Here is a 19,202-nt window from a genome sequence, read left to right on the forward strand (position 1 = left end):
GGATACAGACAGTTTTATCCATATAAATTTCAATATTTTTAAGAGGGGGAACAGAAAATGCTTTTGGTAAAAGATTTCGGAAAACTTCTTCATACCATTGCAGAGGAAAAAAATCTGTCGGAGGATGTTATTCGCGCAAGCCTGCAGGCGGCAATGAGCTCGGCTTACAAGAAATCCAGTCCGTACAACCAGAACAAAAACGTTGAGGCGTTTATTGACGCTGAAGGCGACCTCAAGATTGAGGAGATTCGTACCGTTGTTGAAGAGATAAAAAATCCCGACGCGGAACTGACGCTTGAAGAAGCAAGGGAAGAAGGCTATAACGACCTTGAGCTCGGCGACCAGATAAGAAAAGAAGTCAAGGTGTCTCCGGACAAGTTTGGCAGAATAGCCGCACAGACAGCGCGTCAGGTTATTATTCAGAGACTTAAGGACGCGGAGCGCCAGTATATTTACGAGCAGTTTGCGGACAAAATAGGCAACGTAATAGTCGGAAATATCTTTAAAGTTGAAGACGACCAGATTCTTATCAATCTTAATGAGAAAACGGAAGCGGTTCTTCCGAAGGATGAAAAGATTAACGGTGAAAGCTATCATGCAGGTCTGAAGATGAAATTCTTCGTGCTTGACGTCAGACAGACGACAAAAGGCCCGCGCATAGTTGTTTCAAGAACGCATCCGGGACTGCTCCGCAAGCTTATTGAGGTTGAAGTTCCCGAAATTCAGGACGGTACGGTTGAAATTCGCAGCATCGTCCGCGAAGCAGGTCTTCGCGCAAAGGTTGCGGTCAACAGCCTTGATCCGAACGTTGAGCCGCTCGGAGCCTGCGTCGGCAAACAGGGTATGCGCATAAAGGCTCTCAGCACTGAACTTAACGGCGAAAGAATTGACGTTATAGCCTGGAGCGATGATCCGTATACGTTTATCAGAAGCGCACTGTCGCCGGCAAAAATAGTAAAAATTGAGCCGGTCGAGGGTGTGGAGCATGCCGTTACGGCTTACGTCCACAGCGAGGATCTTTCGCTTGCAATAGGCAAGGCAGGGCAGAACGTGCGTCTTGCGGCAAAAATTACAGGCTGGAAGATAGATATCAAGGTGCTTGAAGCAGAAAAGCTTCCTACGATGAAGGAACTTTTTGTTGATATAGCAAGCATTGTAAAAGAGGACTAAAAACAGGCTGATGAAAAACGCAAATGCGGCAGAGAAAATAAAACAGGCAAGAAGCTGCATAGCCTGTGGCCGGACAGCCCGGAAAAACGAGCTGCTCAGGATTGTACGCACTCCCGAAGGAAGGGCAGTTTATGACCCGACGGGACGCGCAAACGGACGCGGGGCGTATTTGTGCCGCAAATGCGAGTGTATAGAACGCGCTCAGAAGAAAGAACTTGTCGCAAAACATTTGAACGTTGTTCCCGATGCCGATTTTTTTGAGAAGCTTAAGCAGGTTTGCGGCGAATGACCGAAAACGAACGAAAAATCCTGAATCTGCTCGGCATAGCGAGAAGATCAGGGGCTATATTCATAGGTCAGGATCAGGTTCTCGAAAGCTGCAAAAAGTATAAAGCTCTGCTTGTGTTAACGTCGGACGACTGCTCTGAAAACGTACTCAAAAGCCTGAAAAACGCGGAGACGCGCATAAACGTTGAAAGAATGAAACTTAATCTTGACAGGACGCAGATGGGACAGGCAGTAGGAACAAAATCAGCTCAGATTGTATCAATGGATTACGAAAACGGTTTTGCGGGGAAAATTCTCAGTTTAATGAACAGGAGTGATGCAGATGAGTAAAATACGAATATACGATCTTGCCAAAGAGGTCGGTAAAACAAATAAAGAAGTAATGGAAATTCTTGCAGGGCTCGGCATTGAAGTGAAATCTGCTTCAAGCTCGATAGAAGAGGCAGAAGCCGGCAAATTAAAGGCTTCCGTTTCGTCAGGCTCCGCTGAAAACAAAACCGCGGAAAAAAGCTCAAAGCCTGCCGCGGCGCAGCCTAAGCGTGGTTTGCCGCTTGTTAAAATCAAACCCGGGGCAAGCGTTGCGGACGTTGCTTCTTCCGTTGGCGAAAAATCGGGCAAGGCGGTCAAAATTCTTATGAATGCCGGTCTTATGATTTCAGCGGTTACCGCCGTTGACGACAATCTGCTCGGAGTTCTCGGCGAAGGCTTCGGCAGAAATTTTGTTTTTGCGGAGGAATACACGGAAACGGAAAATTTTGAAAGTTTTGAAGAAAAGCCCGTTGCCGCTGTCAGGAAGCCCGACAAAAAACACGACAAAAAAGCTGAAAAGAAAGCTGAGAAAAAAGCGGAAAGACAGATTGCAAAGCAGTCTGCTGCCGCCAAGGAAGAAGAAACAGAGCAGCTTGAACTCACGCCGAGGCCGCCGATTATTACGGTTATGGGACACGTTGACCACGGCAAAACGACGCTGCTTGACTATATACGCAATACTCACGTTACGAACAGGGAGGCAGGCGGAATTACGCAGCATATAGGCGCTTCCTGCGTAAATTACAACGGAAACACGCTTGTTTTCCTCGATACTCCGGGGCATGAGGCGTTCACTGCCATGAGGGCGCGCGGCGCTCAGGTTACGGATATCGCGATTCTCGTTGTCGCCGCCGACGACGGTCTTATGCCGCAGACAATAGAGGCTCTGAACCATGCAAAAGCGGCAAACGTACCGATTATAGTCGCGGTCAACAAAATGGACAAACCGCAGGCAAATCCTGACAGAGTACGCCAGCAGCTTTCCGATTATGGTCTCGTTCCCGAAGAATGGGGCGGCGATACGGTTATGGTAAATCTTTCAGCCAAAACCGGCGAACACGTGAACGAACTGCTTGAAATGATTATTCTTGTCGCCGAGCTTCAGGAACTCAAGGCGGCAAAGGAAGCCAAACCGCAGGGTACGGTTGTCGAAGCAAACCTCGACAAGGGCAAGGGACCGGTTGCAACGGTTATAGTTCAGAACGGAACGCTCAAACGCGGAGACATTATATACACGGATACTGCCTGGGGCAAAATCAGGGCAATGCTTGACGACAAGGGCAATATGGTCAGCAGCGCCGGACCGAGCATGCCTGTTGAAATTCTCGGACTTGAAAACGTCCCGCAGCCCGGAGAGATTTTCAAGACCTTCCCGTCAGAGCGCGAGGCCCGCGATTTTATGTCGCAGAAAGAGGTTGAACGCAGAGAGCAGATGTCTGTAAAAGCCAAGAGAGTCACCCTTGAAGAGCTTTATGACAAAATGCAGGGAGGAGAAACCCCGCAGCTGCACATAGTTCTTAAAACCGACGTTCAGGGCTCGCTTGAAGCTTTCCATGCTTCGCTTGTAAAAATGAGCACCGAAGCCGTCAGCGTGAATATTGTTCACGAAGGCGTCGGACGCATTTCCGAATCGGACGTTATGCTTGCCGCCGCCTCGAATGCCGTTATTATAGGCTTCAACGTCAGACCTGACAGCAACGCGAAGAAGATTGCCGAAACCGAAGGTATTCAGGTAAGACTTTATCAGGTAATTTACGATATGCTTGATGACGTTAAGGCAGCCATGGAAGGCATGCTTGCGCCCGAAATCAGGGAAAACACGCTCGGACAGGCTGAAATCCGCGATATTATCAGAGTTCCGAAGGTTGGAAACATTGCAGGCTGCCGTGTTCTTGAAGGTTCGGTGAAACGCGGAAGCGTGCGCCTTATCCGCGACGGAGTTGTTTTCTGGACGGGCGAACTTGCGAGCCTAAAACATTTTAAGGATGACGCAAGAGAAGTCAAGGCAGGAAACGAATGCGGTCTCAGCTTCGCCAAATTTCAGGATTTCAGAGTCGGCGACATCGTCGAATCCTTTGAAATTCTTAAAGAGAAGAGAACGCTCGATTAACCGTGGGAGTCTGCTATGCGTTCATACCGTATGGGAAGAATAAACAAAGAATTCCAGCGCAGCATATCCGACCTGCTTCAGCTGCGCATAAAGAAAGAACACGTCTCCGAGGCGATTATAACGGCGGTTGACGTATCTTCCGATTTGGGCTACGCAAAGGTCTATTACACTCTGCTTGACGAACACGTCAGGGGCACGGTGCAGAAAGCGCTGGAATCCGTTGCAGGACAGCTTCGCGGAATACTCGGCAGGGAAATGCACCTGCGCACTATTCCGCAGCTGACTTTTGTGTATGACAATTCAGAAGCCGAAGCGAGAAAAATGGACGAACTGCTTGACAGAGTAGCAAAGCTTGACGCTGAAATCATTAAATCGTCCGAAACGAAATCTGAGGAAGATGAAGACTGAGAATATTGCACGGAAACTGAAAGAATACAACAGCTGGACGATTCTCTGCCACGAAAAACCTGACGGGGATACGCTCGGCTGTGCCCTTGCTCTCTTTTCGCTCGGCAGGCGTATGGGGAAAAAGGTCGTCGCAGGCGGCAGGGACGCCGTTCCGGACAAATATCTTTTTCTCCCGTACAGCGGAGAATACAGGCAGTTTTCGGCAAATGACGTGCTGCCCGATTCCTTGCTTGTGGTCGTTGATACAAGCACAAAAAACAGATCAATAGAAGGCTTGGAAACAATTTTGCCGTTGCACGACAGCGTCGCGATGGACCACCATGCGGACAACGAGAAATTCTGCAAAATCAATCTTGTCTGTCCGGAGGCTTCGGCGGCGGCTGAAATTGTTGCGGAGCTTATGCACGATAATTTTGACATAAGCAGGGACGAAGCGGTGTGCCTTTACACTGCGCTCGCGACGGACAACGGCAGTTTCTGTTTTTCTTCGGTAACTCCGCGCAGTCATGAGATAGCATGTATTCTGCTGCAGGCAGGCGCAAAGCCGAATGAAATAGACAGCTACCTGAACGAGTCGATGACGCACGAAGCCCTGAAGCTTTGGGGAAGGGCAATGGAAGGTGCAGAACTGTTTGCGGACGGGACTGCCGCCGTGCTGCTCATTTCTGCTTCGGATTTTGAGGAATTTCATTCCGAGCCGAGTGTTACGGAAAATCTTGTCAATCAGCTGCTCCGCGTTAAGGGCGTCAAAATAGCGCTGTTTGTGTCCGAATTTGACGGTATGGTCAAGCTCAGCGTGAGAACAAAACAGCCGTACATTGCCCGCGAAATCGCGGCGTTTTACGGCGGCGGAGGACACGACCAGGCGGCGGGCGCAAAGCTGTGCGGAAATATAGACAAGGTGATTGCGGAACTTAAAGAACGGGTAACGAAATATGCCGAAATCGGGCTTTCTTGTAATAAATAAGCCGGTTGGAGAACGCAGTACGCGCTGTGTGGAGGTAGTGCACCGCAAGCTTGGCAGAAAAGCAAAGGTGGGGCACGGCGGCACGCTTGATTCCACGGCTTCCGGCGTTCTCGTTCTGCTGACGGGCGCAGCCACGCGGCTCAGCAATATCGTAATGGGATTTCCGAAATGCTATGCCGCGACGCTTCAGCTCGGAAGCGAAACTGATACTGACGACGCGTCAGGAAACGTTATCCGCGAGGCGGAATGGAGCCATTTGTCCGTTTCTGACATTGACGACGCTATGGCGGAGTTTTCCGGCTGGCGCCTGCAGACGCCTCCGAACGTTTCCGCGGTTCACGTCAACGGACAGAGGGCGCACGAATTGAGCCGCAGCGGACAGGAAGTTAAAATAGCTCCCAAGCCTGTATATTTTGAAAAAGTATTAAGGACAACGGATATATCTTCAGACGGAAAACTCTCTTTTGAAATATACTGCCAGAAGGGAACCTACGTGAGAAGCTTCGGCAGGGATCTCGCCCGCGTCCTCGGCACGGCAGGGCATGTCTGCAGGCTGGAAAGAAAATTTGCAGGACCTTTCAATTTGGATAACGCGGTTGATTTCTCCGAAATTGAAACGATGACGGCTGACGGCATATATGCCCGTCTGCTTGAACTTTCTGTTATTTCTGACGTACTGCCCATGTACGCCGGAGACAAAAAAGCAGAAAAAAAACTTGCGCTGGGACAAAACGTTCCGATGGAACTTCTGTCTGTCAGAAGCAGGGGAAAAACCGAAAATTATTTCGGCGAAGACGTACTGCTTGCCGCGGGAAACTATTTTTCAGTCTGCAGTTTTGCAACTGAGGACGGCAGAGTAATGCTGCACCCGTCAGTCAATCTGTATCTCGGTGGAGAATTATGATTTACGCCATCGGTGCGTTTGACGGTTTCCATACGGGACACTGCGAACTGCTGAAAACAGCACGGCGTACGGCAGAAGCAGAAAACTGCAGATGGGGTGTTCTGACCTTTGACCGTAATCCGCAGCAGTTTTTGTCCGGCGGTAATTTCAAGCAGCTGTTTACGGACGCGGAGCGTGATTTTTACGCCAAACTGCTTAATATACCTGAGCTTGTAAAAATTCCGTTCACAAAAGAACTTGCCGGACTTGCACCGGACGAATTTATGCGGCTTATGAAAGAGAAATACGAAGCCTGCGGAATTGTCGTCGGCGAAGATTTCCGTTTCGGAGCAGGACGCAGGGGGGACGCGTTGTTTATCAGGGATTACTGCGCGGAAAACAATATGGCGTTTTCGTCAGTAAAAACTCTGGAATTCAACGGAGGCACCGTCAGTTCCACACGGATAAGAAAGCTTGTATGCGAGGGAAAAATCAAAACTGCAAACGAACTGCTCGGGCTTCCTTATTATTTGTCAGGAGAAGTTGTTACAGGTGAGCAGCGCGGCAGACTTATAGGTTTTCCGACTGCAAATCTGCTGCCGGAGAACGGCAAGGTTTATCCGAAAAACGGAAGCTATTTTACAATCACGCTTGTTGAAAACGAGTTGTACCCTTCGGTAACAAACATAGGCTTCAATCCCACGTTCGACGGAAAAAAACTGATATGCGAAACACACCTGCCAAACTTTGCAAAAGATATTTACGGAAAAAAAATTACCGTTTTCTTTGCGGAAGAAAACAGGGGAGAAATGAAGTTTGAAAGCAGCGAAAAGCTTGCAGAACAGCTGCGCACCGACACGCAGAAGTCGGCGGCTGTGCTGAAACGGTTTATGAAAGACAATGCCGCACTGCTTGACAATATTAAGGCGCAAGCTTTGACATGGCTGTAAAAATGTAATATCATATCCAAGTTGTGCATGAGGCAACAATTCCCTAAGGAGGATGATGGGTTTGTTTAAATGGATGAGAGAAAATCTCAAATTGATAATGATAGCGGTTGTCATCGTTTTTGTAATTACCTGCGGTGTTATGTACGGCGTAGGCGGGGGCAAAGGCGCTGACGGTAAGGGTCCCAACGACGCAGTCGCAAAGGTCAACGGTAAAAAAGTTGCCCGCGCCGACGTGGAACGTATTGCTCTGCGCATAGCTGAACAGCAGTCGGCAAGTATGCCAGGCGTGAAAGCTTCTGAAGACGATATCTATCTGTTCAGAAAACAGGCTGTGGAATCAATGGGTCTCGAACGCGAACTCAAAAAAGAAATCAAAGCACGCGGCGTAAAGGTTGACAGAAAAGAGCTTAAGGAACAGGTTAACGCCATTATTGCCCGGTTCCCCACAAAAGAAGAATTTGAAAGCTATCTCAGCCGCGCCGACAAATCAATGGCTGATTTCAAGGACGAAGTGAGATTCCAGATGGAACAGCAGAAACTGGTTGATAAAATTACGTCGGAAATAAAAGTAACGGACGAAGACTTGAAAAAATTCTACGAGGACGGCAAAGATTCAATTTTCAAACGTCCTGCCGGAAGCAACCTCCTTATAGCGGTTTTCGGCAACAAAGCAGCTGCGGAGCTTGCGAAAAAGGCTCTTGAATCAGGCGCCAAATGGGACGGTATAATGAAAGAACAGAAGGCAGAGAACTCAACGAAAGAAGAAAAGCCTGATTTTATTCCTGCCGCGCAGCTTTCAACAGAACCGTTCACAACAGTCAAGACTCTTGAAGCCGGTAAGGTTTCCAATGTAATTCAGATGCCCGGAGCAGAAAAATATTTCCTCTTCCTTAAGAAAAGCGACGAAGCGGAAAAGATACTTTCATTTGACGAGGCAAAAGACGACGCTGTTAAAATGATACAGAACCAGCGCGGCAGAATGGAAGTCCTCAGGCTTGTAAGAAAGCTCAGAAAGAACGTTGAAGTCGAAATAATCGAAGACAGTTTCTTCATTCCGCAGAAAACGGAAGCAAAACCCGAAGAAAGCGCACCGGCGAAGCAGTAGATTTCCCCTGTACAGTTTATTGCTATTGACAAAAGTACGTTTCTGAAATAAAATGTTTCACCGTTGGTGAGGTGGCCGAGCTAGGCTGAAGGCGCTCGCCTGCTAAGCGGGTAGGGGGACAAAAATCTCCCTCAAGGGTTCAAATCCCTTCCTCACCGCCACTATTTAAATATTGCGCCGGTAGCTCAATTGGATAGAGCGTTAGACTACGGATCTAAAGGTTACGGGTTCAAGTCCTGTTCGGCGCGCCAGAGATTTGGGGGACTCCGTAAGGAGTCCCTTTTGTATGTCGCCGCGTAAAGTAAACGAACAATATTGCTGATTGTTTCAATTTACGTTTGCAAAGCTGCGAATTATTTACTATTATTATGTTCGTACCTTATGCGGTCATCTGCGCTGTACATCAGACCGGCGTAAGATACGAGCGATAAGCGAATCGGAGGAAGATAAAGCAGTGCTGAAATTTCCTTTGCCTGTTTTTACTATATATCTGCCCTGCATTGTATGTCTGTTTATGTCGTTTTTTATCGTGTACGTGCATTACGCGAAAGGCAGACTGGGCATTAACGTCGTTGTCCGCCGCAAGCCGCTTAACATACTTTTTCTTGCGGTGCTTGTAATTAATTTTATTCTTGTTCTTCTCGTTTTTAAATTCTACAGAACTGAACTGCAGATGCCGGCTCCTTTTGTGAACCGCGTTACGACTGACGTGCTGAGCAGCGGAGAGCAGTTTGATACCGGGAAAAATTATTTTGTTGACTTTCTTTCGGCATGCGCTGCCGCCCTGTCCGCGTTTGCTGCTTTGCTTGTAGGTCTCAGGGCAATGGCAGACAGAAAAAACGCTTTGAGCATATCAAAAATGGCGTGTATTTTCCTTGTTATCGCGTCGGTAGAAGGTATGTATTATTCCAACAGTCTCTACGGAATACTTTTTTTTAATATTATGTCTCAGACAGCTTCCTACGGACTTTACAGACATTCTGCGGTTTACGGCAGAAAAGCAGTTCCCGTATTTATGCATCATCTTTCCAGAATAGTTTCGATGCTGCTTTTTCTTGCCGGAGTTGTAATACTCAGTTCAAAATACGGACCGTCGCTTACAAGGCTTATATCATGCAGTTTTACAGTCGGAATGAGAGAAAAAATTGCTTTTGCCCTGATGTTTGCGCCGATGGCGGCTCTTTTCCTGCGGCCTGCAACTCATACCAAGGACCCTGTCTACCGCGCGTTTTTCGTTATGCGCAGCCAGGCTGTATTTTATGTAATCATCAGAATCATTTTCTCAATATTCGGCGTTTCCGCGGGACTTGAAAAAGTGCCGAACATAATGATATTTACGGGCTGCGCGGCGGTACTTTTCTCCGTGCTTATGACAACCTCAACAAAAGAGCCGTGCAAATATTCCGCTTTTATGGACCTGTTCGCCAAGGGGTTTCTGCTTGTTTCTGCCGGAATTGCGTATTACGGCTGTTTCAGCGCGGAAGGTCTTGCGCAGTACGGTTTTACAGCCCTTGAAAGTATGATTTCACTTTGGCTGCTCTATCTGCCAATGTTCACAATATTGACTATTTCTTCTGCGCTTATTGAAACTCCTGCCGATGACGGGATTGAGCTTTATCGCAAGAGCGGACTGCTGAGCATAACGCCTGTCGCCGTTTTTGCGCTCTATTTTGTTCTTTTCGGTTTCTGCGGTATGCCTCCGCTTGTAACCTATCCGTTTATTCAGCTGATATTCAGAGCCGCAAACTTTATATGGCCGTTTTTGGCAGTATTTCTTGTTTTGGCTGTATTCTCCATGTTTATCATAGGACTTTACATGATTTCTACGGTTGCTTTCGGCAAAGCATGGACAAAGGAAGACAAAGAAAAAAGTACTGTTCGGGACAGGGAAATTATCCTTGTAACTTCAATTTTTATGTTCTGGATTTTACTCTTGTCCGTTTCCCCCGGTCTTCTGCTGCAGAATTTTGCGGCACCGTCGGCTGAATCTTTGATGAATACGGGCTATTCCATTAACGTAATTGAGGAGGCAGAAAAATGATTACCTCCGTTTCCGTAGCACGCTTTTACTGGATGCCTCTTGTATGGATGTTTGTTGTTTTTCTCTCGTTGCTTATTGTTGCTCTTATATGCAATATTTTTGACAGCCGCGCTGAAAATGAAATTGAGATGCGAGACAAAAGCAGTATTGACGAAAACGAGATTGTTAACGAAGAACATCTCTCTCTGGCAAGAAAATATCTGACAGTCTGGATGAGCAACCGCTATAAATACGTGATTTTGCCGTTCATACTTTTTGCGGTGTGCCTGGCTGTGCTTTTTACGGAGTAAACAGATGAGCGTACTATATTTGATTGTCCGTTATATACTTCTGCTTGCAGCCCTGGCGGTATGGATTTGCCTTATTGTCCTGACGGAAGGCGTTTATACCTCAGTTATGCGTATGCTGCTGAAAAAACGCGACAGAAACAAATATCATAAGTTTATTGATTTCTTTAGGCAGGATTACGGTTTGTCGGGGCAGGGCTACAGAAAGACAGTGCTTTTTGCCTTGTCAATTTCATTTGCGCTGCTGTGCTCCGTTTTCGCCTGTATACCCTCGGGGGCGGCTGTCCCCGTGATTGAAAACGGCGGTGACCTTTTGCAAATGCTGTTTTCGATTATAATGTCAGTGGGTTTTGTGTTTGTCGCTCTTGAAGCGCTTAATTTCAGCGACAAAAAATACGTGTTCAAAAAGCTGCTGATTTCTGTCGCAAGACTGTATATCCCTCTGGCGGCGTGTATTGTTTCCATTGCCTCTTATCTTGAGACCATAGGTATTGCGGGCGATACATTCAGCCTCTCTCTGCTGATATCCGCTACGCCTTATAATTCAATGTCCAAGTACGGCATAGCAGGGCTGCTTCTGTTCGGATTTATTATTTTCAGCCAAATTTATTCGGAGGATAAAGAGCCCGGAGAAGACTGCATGCTTATCTCGGTGAACGATATGCCTGAATTTACCGGCAAAACAAGATTTGTTCTTCAGTTGTGGAGCTTGGTTATTCCATATTTGGTAATTTTGCTGACAGAACAGATATTTTTCCCCTGGAAATGGTTCGTGCGTATAGACAAAGGCCCTTTAATCGCATTGCTGATGACGCTCGCCGCATTTGTCGTTTTCTGGGTGATGCTTGTGCTGCTCAGAATTGTCGTGGTCAGCCTCTGCTGGTCAGTGATGCATTTTATTAAAACGCACGTCTCGAAAAAAGTATATTTCTTTATCCTGCCGCTTCTTGTACTTATCGCCATGGGACTTGTATTCTATGACAGTATTATAATCGCGGCAGAAATGATTGCATATTAAATCATTACAAATACAAAGCCGGAGGCAGTCAAAATGGAAGAAAACAAAAAGATGAATTTCGTTGAGGAAATAGTTGCCAAAGATTTAGAGGAAGGCAAAATTTCAAAAGTTATTACGCGCTTTCCGCCCGAGCCTAACGGTTATCTGCATATAGGGCACGCCAAATCGATCTGTCTGAATTTCGGAATAGCAGAAGAATTCGGCGGCCAGTGCAACCTGCGTTTTGATGATACAAACCCTGCAAAGGAAGAAACAGAATACGTTAACGCTATTCAGGAAGATTTGAAATGGCTCGGCTTTAAATGGGCAAATCTTTGTTACGCTTCAAACTATTTCGATCAGTTCTATGAATGGGCGCTTGACCTTATAAAAGCCGGAAAAGCTTATGTGGACAATCAGAATGCCGAAGAAATACGCATTAACCGCGGAACGCTGACAGCCCCGGGCAAAGAATCGCCCTACAGAAACAGAACAGTTGAAGAAAATCTTGAACTGTTTGACAGAATGACAAAAGGGGAGTTTGAAGAAGGCTCATGCGTGCTGCGTGCCAAGATTGACATGGCGAGCAACAACATGAATATGCGTGACCCTGTAATATACCGCATACTCAAACGTTCGCATCACAGAACCGGCGGCAAATGGAATGTATATCCCATGTATGACTTTGCTCACGGCTTTGAAGACGCCATTGAAGGTGTTACTCATTCAATATGCACGCTTGAATTTCAGGATCACAGACCGCTTTACGACTGGTTCATCGCAAACGTCAATACGCCGCATACACCGCACCAGTATGAATTTGCAAGGCTTAACCTCACCTATACCGTAATGAGCAAACGCAAGCTGCTTGAGCTTGTAACGCTCGGCATAGTCTCAGGCTGGGACGACCCGCGTATGCCGACAATTTCCGGTTTCAGACGCCGCGGATACACCCCGTCTTCCATACGCCGTTTCTGCAAAGAAGTAGGAGTTGCCAAATCGGACAGCATGGTTGAAATAGAGCTTCTTCAGCACTGCCTCCGCGAGGAACTGAACAAAACGGCACAAAGAAGAATGGCTGTACTTAAACCGCTGAAGGTTGTTCTTGACAACTGGCAGGAGGATTTTGTCGACGAACTGCCTGCGGAAAACAATCCGGAAGACGAAGCTGCGGGAAAACGCACGGTAAAAATCGGCAAAGTTATTTACATTGAGCAGGACGATTTTATGGAAGAACCGCCGAAAAAATATTTCCGCCTTGCCCCCGGCGCCGAAGTGCGGCTTAAATACGCGTACCTCGTCAAATGTACGGACGTGATAAAAGATGCAGCCGGAAACGTTGTCGAGCTTCACTGCACGGTTGACATGGAAAGCCGCGGCGGGGAAGCGCCGGACGGACGCCGCGTAAAGGGAACGCTTAACTGGGTATGGGAAGGCGACGCGGTAAAAGCCCGTATTAACCTTTACGACCATCTCTTCACAATAAGAAACCTCGGCGACATGGAAGAAGGAAAGGATTACAAAGACTATCTGAACCCCGAATCCCTTAAGGTTATTGAAAATGCCCTTGTAGAGCCATCGCTTGCGGATTCCGCGCCGCTGGATAAATTCCAGTTCCTCCGTCACGGATATTTCTGCACGGACAAGGATTCAACGCCGGAAAAGCCAGTATTCAACCTTGCGGTAACGCTCAAAGATTCATGGGGCAAAGAGGTCAAAAAACAGGGATAGTGATTAGTCGCAGTACAAGTTTATCCTCGTAAAAAAACATTCTCCGCTGTATGCGGAGAATGTTTTTTTTGAACTTAATTTTTTAGTCGTCCATCTGATACCAGAACGGGCGGAGGAATTTAAGGCTGCAGCCCTGTTCAACTTCCGGTCCCTGATCTCTGCGTCCTGTCTGAACGCGGATTTCCTGATCGCCGACTTTAATAAGGTAGTCGATAATTTCGCCGAGGAATGCCTTGCGGAGTACAAAGCCGCGTACCCCGTCAGGGTCGCTTTCGCTCGTGAAGTTGATTTCAGTCGGACGGCTTGCGAGGCTGAACGTGCGTTCGTCTTTCATGCTGTTCGGCACGACAAGAGACGCAGGAAGCGCAAGCTCTGAGCCGGATATGTGCGCTGTGTCTCCCTTCCACTGAACGTCAGTGAAGTTTGATACGCCGATGAAACTGAAAACGAATTTGTTCGCAGGGTCGTTGTAAATGTTGAGTGGCGTGTCAACCTGCTGCATAACGCCGAGCTTCATAACGAGGATTCTGTCGGAAAGCGCCATGGCTTCGGACTGGTCGTGCGTTACGTAGATTATGGAGAAGCCGTATTTGTTCTGCAGTTCTTTAATTTCAAACCGCATTTCTTCCCTGAGATGCGGGTCGAGGGAGGAAAGAGGTTCGTCAAGAAGCATAACGTCAGGGTTGATTGCAAGGGCGCGGGCAAGCGCTACGCGCTGTTTGCCGCCGCCTGAAAGATCCGCGGGGCTGTCATTTGCAGAGTCCAGCAGGTTGGTGGCGGTCAAAGCATCTTTGGTACGGCGCTCTATTTCAGCCTTTTCAAGCTTCCTGAGGCGGAGAGGGAACGCTATGTTTTCGTAGACGCTCATGTGCGGCCATACTGCAAACGCCTGGAAGACCATTCCGAAGTTTCTGTTTTCGGGCGGTGTGTAATGATGCTTCTTCGGTGACGAGAAAAGTTTGTCGCCAACCCAGACTTCACCGTCGGTAAGGTCTTCGAAGCCTGCTACCATGCGCAGGGTCGTCGTTTTGCCGCAGCCTGACGGTCCGAGCATTGAGAAGCATTCGCCTTTGTCTATTTTCAGGTTGAGTTTGTTGACTGCCGTAACGTCTCCGAAGCGTCTTGTTACGTCTATTAAGCGGACAAAGGACATGTTATTCACCTGCTTTCTTGGTTATGCGGTTGATGATCGACTGGCAGATTACTATAAGTATCAGTGCGATACCTGCGAGAGCTGCCGACATAACCGTTTCGCCGTCTTCATTCAGCGTGTAAATCGCAACGCCGATTGTTCTTGTGGTCGGGGCGTAGAGCATAATTGAAACCGTAAGCTCGCGGAGCGCCGGAAGGAAGATAAGGAAGAACGCGCTTATCATGCCCGGGCGCACGAGAGGTATAACGATATCCTTAAGCGACTGCCACATGGTTGCGCCGCAGGAACGGGAAGCTTCCATAAGAGAGTCGTGAACCTGCTCCAAAGCAGCCGTGTTTGCACGCAGCGAGAACGCCATGTAACGCGCGATGTAGGCGACAAGGATAATCCATACCGTGTTGTAAAGGTTTATTCCGAATTTGCCGCTCCATGCAAGGATAACGCCCAATGCGATAACGGATCCCGGAACTGAGAAAGGAAGCATGCCGAGGAATTCGAGAATGCCTTTTCCCTTTACCTTCATCTTGACTATAACGTAGGATATCATAACGCCTGCGAACATGGTAATCGCGGCAGCTGCCAGACCGAGGGAGAGACTGTTGAAGATTGCGTCCTTGGTTACGTCGTATTCCGTCAGTATGTACTTGTAGTTGGCAAGCGACATATTCGCCCACGTGAGAGGAACTCCGTAGGTGTCAACGGAACCGATCATAAAGATGATGGCTGTCGGAAGCAGAATCGTGAAACCGATGTAGGCAAGGCAGAAGAAAAGCAGCGGATAGCGGAGACCGCGGAGCTTGAGTTCCATAGGTCTGAAGGATTTTCCGCCGATAATCTGATAGTGCCCTTTGCTGAGTATTTTCTGCTGTGCCCAAATAATGGCGGCGGCGGTTACGACGAGAACCGTTGAAAGAACCGCGCCGGTACGTATTGAGGCAAAAGATCCCGCGCTTTGGTGAATCTTTTCGTAAATAAGTGTCGGTATGTTGTAAATACCCTGTTCAATACCCAAAACCGCGACGGTTCCGAAGTGCGCCATTGAATAAAGCATAATCAGAAGTGCGCCTGACATAATTGAAGGAAGAACGAGTGGTATCGTGATTTTGCGTGTGATTGTGAAAAGTCCTGCGCCGGAAATTCTTGCAGATTCCTCAAGCGTCGGGTCCATGCGCTCAAGAGCGCCGCAGACCTGAATAAAGACAAACGGGAACAGATACATGACCTCGACAAGGCTTATGCCGAGATAGCTGTAAATGTTAAACAGCGGCTGATCCGTTTCAAAAACTCTCATAAACAGTCTGTTGATGTAGCCTGCGTTCGGGGAAAGAAGCATTTTCCACGCGAGAGCGCCGATGAATGACGGAAGCATGAAAGGAACGAGGAAAAGTCCCTTCATAAATTTTTTGTAGGGAAGGTCGGTACGTGTGACCAGCCATGCAAAAAACGTGCCGACAATCGTTGAACCGATCGTCGTCATACTTGCGATTACGAGAGAATTTTTCAGCGCGGAGAAGGTGTCAGGCTCGGTAAGAACAGCGATAAAGTCTTTGCTGTTGAATTTCCCGCCGACGAAAAACGCGTTGAAAAGTATAAGAAGCACCGGCCATGCAACAAATATAACGAGAATTGCTATGGCGAGGAAAAGAATTATATGTGCAACGCCGAAGCTGCTTTCTTTTTTGATTGCACTCTGACTCATTATTCTTCAACCTCCTTCAGCTGTTCTGCGTCAAACCAGTGCAGAGCCTTAAACGTGACGAAAATTTCTTCGCCTTCCTTAAACATAAGGCCGCTGCTGATAGCCTCATGCGTAACGATTTCGGTACGGAGCGTTTCGCCGTCAATGTCAATGGCGTAGTCCATCGTTGCGCCGAGGAAGTTTGCTCTTCTGACAACGCCTTTAAGCGTTCCCTCGGTTCTGCTGACGGAAACGTCCGATGGACGGAAACCGACGACCCATTCGTGTCCCGCATTTGCCTCAGGAGCGTTCAGCGAAACTTCCTGCGTACCGTTTCCAACGCAGAATTTTCCGTCCGCTTCGCGGATTTTAAGGAAGTTTGCTATGCCCATAAATTTGAATACGAACATATCGGCAGGTTCTTCAAAAATCTCGTACGGAGTTCCAATCTGACGGATTTTGCCCTGTTTGTCCATAATCGCGATACGGTCGGAAATCGCGAGAGCAACCTCCTGGTCGTGCGTGACGTAGAGAACCGTAATGCCGAATTTGCGCTGAAGGTCTTTGATTTCAAAACGCATCTCTTCGCGGAGGTTCGCGTCAAGGTTGCTCAGCGGTTCGTCAAGAAGCATAACCGCCGGATCCGCAACGAGGGCGCGCGCGAGCGCTACGCGCTGCTGCTGACCGCCTGAAAGCTCCGAAGGCAGACGTTTGTCCAGCCCGTTCATGCCCACGACGTCTATCATGCGCATAACGAGCTGATCGATTTCATCCTTGGGGCGTTTTTCCATTTTAAGGGGATACGCGATATTCTGATAGACATTCATGTGAGGCCAGACCGCGTAATCCTGAAAAACGATGCCGAGCGTGCGGCGTTCCGGAGCGACGTAGGCGCCGGTTTCGCTGTCCGCAACGACAACGTTGTCTATTTCAATTTTTCCCGCGTCAGGCACTTCGTGACCGGCGATAAGACGGATGAGCACGGTCTTGCCGCAGCCTGACGGACTGAGCAGCGTAAAGCATTCGCCCTTGACGATGTCAAGGTTAAGGTTTTCGTAAACGGTATGTTTGCCGAATGCCTTTGCCACTCCTTTTATGCTGATAATATTTTCCATCCTGTTTCCTCCTGACAATTAAATCAAAAGGCAGAACAGGGTAACCCCGTTCTGCCTCTGAAAGTAATCAGAACTATCTCTTTTTCATTATCTCGGAGAATTTCTTGATTGTGTCTTCCTTTGTTTTGACTGCTTCGTTGTAGTCTATTTTGATTGACTGTGCAAGAGCCGCTTTCGGTTTCGGAAGCGTGAAGTTTTTGTTGGGCATTACAACGTCTTCGCGGACAGGAATTGTGCCCTGAGCTGCTACGAGCGTCTGAGCCTCTTTGCCGAGCATGTAGTCAACAAATTTCTTTGCTGCTGCAAGGTGCGGCGTGCCTTTGAAAATCGCGATCGGTGAAGGAACGACGAGGAGTTCTTTCGGATAGCACATCTTGATGTGTGCGCCTTTTGTGATTTTGTTGTCTGTGATGTAGTCAACTGCGAGTGAGGCAAGGAGTTCGCCTGACGCCGTGTCGTCGATAACCTGGCCTGAGCCTTTACCGATGCGTCCGCCGTTGGCTTTAACGTCTTCCCAGAATTTCCAGCCGAATTTCTTTGCGAGAAGCGCTACACTCATGTATGATGTTCCTGAAAGCGCGGGGTCTGCAACGCCGAAGCCGTTTTTGAATTCAGGTTTCATAAGGTCGCTCCATGCTGTCGGGTCTTTTTTCACTCTGTCGGTGTTGACGATGATTCCGAGCGTGCCGAGACGCGCAGCGTGGAATGAACCGTCATAGTCCTTGAACGGGTTGACTGTCTCTTTGAATTTCGGGCTCTTGTATTTCTCAAGAATGCCTTCCATGCGCATCTTGTAGAAATCGGGAACTTCTGACGTCCAGAGAACGTCTGCGAGGATCTTGCCGCTCTGGCGTTCTGCTGCTATTTTTGCCATGAGCTTTCCGGCGCCGGCTGACTGATAGCTGACCTTGATGCCGGGGTTCTGTGCTTCGAATCCCTGTACGATACCCTTAATGAGGGATTCCTTCATCGACGTGTAGACGATGAGCTCTTCTGCTGCTTCCGCTTTGCTGACGAGACCTGCAAATCCGGCTGTCAGTATCGCGAGAACGAGTACTGCTGAGAAAACTTTGCGCATTGCTATTCCTCCTGTAAAAATATTGTTTCGGGCGTTTGCAAAGGCGTTCGCCTTATAATGACAGCGAAAGCTTTGCTCGCATAAACCCTTACGCGAGAATTGTACCACGCTTCTGCATAAATGGAACAGAAAAATTTAAGAAATTTAAGAAATTTTGCTTTATCGGATTTGTCTGCCTTATAATACGTAGTATAATTTCGGCGGGTGATGTGATATGAACGGCAGCAGGAAATTCTACTTTGTGCGCCACGGTCTGACGGACTGGAACGCTGAGTCAAGATTTCAGGGACGAAACGACATCCCTTTGAACGAAGAAGGAATAGCGCAGGCAAAGACAGCTGCTCTCAGGCTTGAACAGAGCAGTGCGAAAACCGTGCTTTCAAGTCCTTTGTCGCGCGCCAGACAGGCTGCTGAAATTATCGCCGGAGACAAAAGAAAGTTAATTGTATGGGACGAACTGACAGAGCAGTGCTTCGGCGACTGGGAAAGAAAAATATTTGCCGACATACGCACGCAGTACAGGGAGGAATACAAAGCGTGGCGCATGGGAAAGGCTGATGTTCCGGGCGGGGAAACTGAGGCGGAAATATACGCCCGTGCCAGGAAAGTCGTTGAAAAACTCGGGGAAATTGAGGACGAAGAAACCATAATTGTATCGCACGGCAGCATACTCCGTCTGATACTCCTCGCCTGCCTGAAATCGGAATACAGCTCGATATTCTGGAGAATAAGACTTGACAACTGCTCAATAACCACGGCTGAAATCAGGGACGGAAAACTAACCCTTCTTAATATGAATGATACACTTCATTTTAAGATGAAAAGCGAAAACGAAATCAGAAACCTGCCGCTTGCGTAGATAAATGCAGCTGTACGGCGGCTGAAAAGGCATAAGGTATTTTTTGCTTTGCTTTTTCCGGTGGCTTGGGATA

At 48.1% G+C, this 19,202-nt stretch carries 18 protein-coding genes and 2 tRNA genes; 16 read left to right on the top strand and 4 right to left on the bottom strand.

Going from position 1 to position 19,202, the window contains the following annotated elements; translation table 11 throughout:
- Positions 1-57 precede the first annotated feature (57 nt).
- The 15 genes from nusA to KBS54_01345 all read left to right on the top strand — a co-directional run bounded on the left by nusA (position 58) and on the right by KBS54_01345 (position 13,246).
- Positions 58-1,170, top strand: a complete 1,113-nt coding sequence (nusA, locus tag KBS54_01275) for a transcription termination/antitermination protein NusA (protein MBQ0054762.1) — start codon at positions 58-60, stop codon at positions 1,168-1,170.
- 10 nt (positions 1,171-1,180) lie between these two features.
- Positions 1,181-1,459: a YlxR family protein gene (locus KBS54_01280; protein ID MBQ0054763.1), complete on the top strand. Its 279-nt coding sequence runs from the start codon at positions 1,181-1,183 to the stop codon at positions 1,457-1,459.
- Positions 1,456-1,788: a ribosomal L7Ae/L30e/S12e/Gadd45 family protein gene (locus tag KBS54_01285; protein ID MBQ0054764.1), complete on the top strand. Its 333-nt coding sequence runs from the start codon at positions 1,456-1,458 to the stop codon at positions 1,786-1,788. The genes KBS54_01280 and KBS54_01285 overlap by 4 nt, the downstream gene beginning before the upstream one ends.
- Positions 1,781-3,877: a translation initiation factor IF-2 gene (gene infB / locus KBS54_01290; GenBank protein MBQ0054765.1), complete on the top strand. Its 2,097-nt coding sequence runs from the start codon at positions 1,781-1,783 to the stop codon at positions 3,875-3,877. Before KBS54_01285 ends, infB begins: the two co-directional genes overlap by 8 nt.
- A gap of 15 nt (positions 3,878-3,892) precedes the next feature.
- Positions 3,893-4,285, top strand: coding sequence for a 30S ribosome-binding factor RbfA (gene rbfA / locus KBS54_01295; GenBank protein ID MBQ0054766.1), 393 nt, complete (start codon positions 3,893-3,895; stop codon positions 4,283-4,285).
- The gene (locus KBS54_01300; protein MBQ0054767.1) at positions 4,275-5,252 is read left to right on the top strand and encodes a bifunctional oligoribonuclease/PAP phosphatase NrnA; all 978 of its coding nucleotides are present in this window, start codon (positions 4,275-4,277) and stop codon (positions 5,250-5,252) included. Before rbfA ends, KBS54_01300 begins: the two co-directional genes overlap by 11 nt.
- The gene (gene truB, locus KBS54_01305) at positions 5,221-6,156 is read left to right on the top strand and encodes a tRNA pseudouridine(55) synthase TruB (GenBank protein MBQ0054768.1); all 936 of its coding nucleotides are present in this window, start codon (positions 5,221-5,223) and stop codon (positions 6,154-6,156) included. The genes KBS54_01300 and truB overlap by 32 nt, the downstream gene beginning before the upstream one ends.
- Complete coding sequence (gene ribF, locus KBS54_01310; GenBank protein MBQ0054769.1) at positions 6,153-7,085, top strand: riboflavin biosynthesis protein RibF; 933 nt, start codon at positions 6,153-6,155, stop codon at positions 7,083-7,085. Before truB ends, ribF begins: the two co-directional genes overlap by 4 nt.
- Before the next feature lie 52 nt (positions 7,086-7,137).
- A complete protein-coding gene (locus tag KBS54_01315; protein ID MBQ0054770.1) occupies positions 7,138-8,190 on the top strand; it encodes a SurA N-terminal domain-containing protein in 1,053 nt (350 codons plus the stop codon).
- A gap of 65 nt (positions 8,191-8,255) precedes the next feature.
- A tRNA-Ser gene (locus KBS54_01320) sits at positions 8,256-8,351 on the top strand.
- Between the two features lie 13 nt (positions 8,352-8,364).
- Positions 8,365-8,441 (top strand) — tRNA-Arg (locus KBS54_01325).
- A gap of 263 nt (positions 8,442-8,704) precedes the next feature.
- On the top strand, positions 8,705-10,231 hold the full coding sequence (locus KBS54_01330) for a hypothetical protein (GenBank protein ID MBQ0054771.1): 1,527 nt from the start codon (positions 8,705-8,707) through the stop codon (positions 10,229-10,231).
- On the top strand, positions 10,228-10,521 hold the full coding sequence (locus KBS54_01335) for a hypothetical protein (GenBank protein MBQ0054772.1): 294 nt from the start codon (positions 10,228-10,230) through the stop codon (positions 10,519-10,521). Before KBS54_01330 ends, KBS54_01335 begins: the two co-directional genes overlap by 4 nt.
- A gap of 4 nt (positions 10,522-10,525) precedes the next feature.
- Positions 10,526-11,536 carry a hypothetical protein gene (locus tag KBS54_01340; protein ID MBQ0054773.1) on the top strand — a complete coding sequence of 337 codons (1,011 nt, stop codon included), beginning with the start codon at positions 10,526-10,528 and terminating at the stop codon, positions 11,534-11,536.
- 33 nt (positions 11,537-11,569) lie between these two features.
- Entirely contained in the window at positions 11,570-13,246 is a 1,677-nt protein-coding gene (locus tag KBS54_01345; GenBank protein ID MBQ0054774.1) for a glutamine--tRNA ligase/YqeY domain fusion protein, read from the top strand.
- Between the two features lie 82 nt (positions 13,247-13,328).
- Here KBS54_01345 and KBS54_01350 read toward each other — a convergent pair whose 3' ends face one another.
- From KBS54_01350 to KBS54_01365, 4 genes are all read right to left on the bottom strand, one after another.
- Positions 13,329-14,399, bottom strand: coding sequence for an ABC transporter ATP-binding protein (locus KBS54_01350; GenBank protein ID MBQ0054775.1), 1,071 nt, complete (start codon positions 14,397-14,399; stop codon positions 13,329-13,331).
- A 1-nt stretch (position 14,400) separates the two neighbouring features.
- Positions 14,401-16,098, bottom strand: coding sequence for an iron ABC transporter permease (locus KBS54_01355; GenBank protein MBQ0054776.1), 1,698 nt, complete (start codon positions 16,096-16,098; stop codon positions 14,401-14,403).
- Entirely contained in the window at positions 16,098-17,192 is a 1,095-nt protein-coding gene (locus tag KBS54_01360; protein MBQ0054777.1) for an ABC transporter ATP-binding protein, read from the bottom strand. The genes KBS54_01355 and KBS54_01360 overlap by 1 nt, the downstream gene beginning before the upstream one ends.
- 73 nt (positions 17,193-17,265) lie before the next feature.
- A complete protein-coding gene (locus KBS54_01365; GenBank protein ID MBQ0054778.1) occupies positions 17,266-18,270 on the bottom strand; it encodes an ABC transporter substrate-binding protein in 1,005 nt (334 codons plus the stop codon).
- A gap of 214 nt (positions 18,271-18,484) precedes the next feature.
- On the opposite strand from KBS54_01365, the gene KBS54_01370 reads away from it, so the two are divergent.
- On the top strand, positions 18,485-19,129 hold the full coding sequence (locus KBS54_01370) for a histidine phosphatase family protein (GenBank protein MBQ0054779.1): 645 nt from the start codon (positions 18,485-18,487) through the stop codon (positions 19,127-19,129).
- The last annotated feature ends 73 nt before the right edge of the window (positions 19,130-19,202 follow it).

Origin of the sequence: Candidatus Equadaptatus faecalis, from assembly GCA_018065065.1 — a bacterium.
Taxonomy (GTDB): domain Bacteria; phylum Synergistota; class Synergistia; order Synergistales; family Synergistaceae; genus Equadaptatus; species Equadaptatus faecalis.

Coding starts and splice junctions, on each gene's coding strand:
- ribF (MBQ0054769.1), top strand. CDS start 6,153: ATGATTTACGCCATCGGTGCGTTTGACGGTTTCCATACGGGACACTGC.
- KBS54_01335 (MBQ0054772.1), top strand. CDS start 10,228: ATGATTACCTCCGTTTCCGTAGCACGCTTTTACTGGATGCCTCTTGTA.
- KBS54_01365 (MBQ0054778.1), bottom strand. CDS start 18,270: ATGCGCAAAGTTTTCTCAGCAGTACTCGTTCTCGCGATACTGACAGCC.
- KBS54_01280 (MBQ0054763.1), top strand. CDS start 1,181: ATGAAAAACGCAAATGCGGCAGAGAAAATAAAACAGGCAAGAAGCTGC.
- KBS54_01355 (MBQ0054776.1), bottom strand. CDS start 16,098: ATGAGTCAGAGTGCAATCAAAAAAGAAAGCAGCTTCGGCGTTGCACAT.
- KBS54_01300 (MBQ0054767.1), top strand. CDS start 4,275: ATGAAGACTGAGAATATTGCACGGAAACTGAAAGAATACAACAGCTGG.
- rbfA (MBQ0054766.1), top strand. CDS start 3,893: ATGCGTTCATACCGTATGGGAAGAATAAACAAAGAATTCCAGCGCAGC.
- KBS54_01340 (MBQ0054773.1), top strand. CDS start 10,526: ATGAGCGTACTATATTTGATTGTCCGTTATATACTTCTGCTTGCAGCC.
- KBS54_01360 (MBQ0054777.1), bottom strand. CDS start 17,192: ATGGAAAATATTATCAGCATAAAAGGAGTGGCAAAGGCATTCGGCAAA.
- KBS54_01315 (MBQ0054770.1), top strand. CDS start 7,138: ATGATGGGTTTGTTTAAATGGATGAGAGAAAATCTCAAATTGATAATG.
- KBS54_01285 (MBQ0054764.1), top strand. CDS start 1,456: ATGACCGAAAACGAACGAAAAATCCTGAATCTGCTCGGCATAGCGAGA.
- KBS54_01350 (MBQ0054775.1), bottom strand. CDS start 14,399: ATGTCCTTTGTCCGCTTAATAGACGTAACAAGACGCTTCGGAGACGTT.
- truB (MBQ0054768.1), top strand. CDS start 5,221: ATGCCGAAATCGGGCTTTCTTGTAATAAATAAGCCGGTTGGAGAACGC.
- KBS54_01370 (MBQ0054779.1), top strand. CDS start 18,485: ATGAACGGCAGCAGGAAATTCTACTTTGTGCGCCACGGTCTGACGGAC.
- KBS54_01345 (MBQ0054774.1), top strand. CDS start 11,570: ATGGAAGAAAACAAAAAGATGAATTTCGTTGAGGAAATAGTTGCCAAA.
- infB (MBQ0054765.1), top strand. CDS start 1,781: ATGAGTAAAATACGAATATACGATCTTGCCAAAGAGGTCGGTAAAACA.
- KBS54_01330 (MBQ0054771.1), top strand. CDS start 8,705: ATGTCGTTTTTTATCGTGTACGTGCATTACGCGAAAGGCAGACTGGGC.
- nusA (MBQ0054762.1), top strand. CDS start 58: ATGCTTTTGGTAAAAGATTTCGGAAAACTTCTTCATACCATTGCAGAG.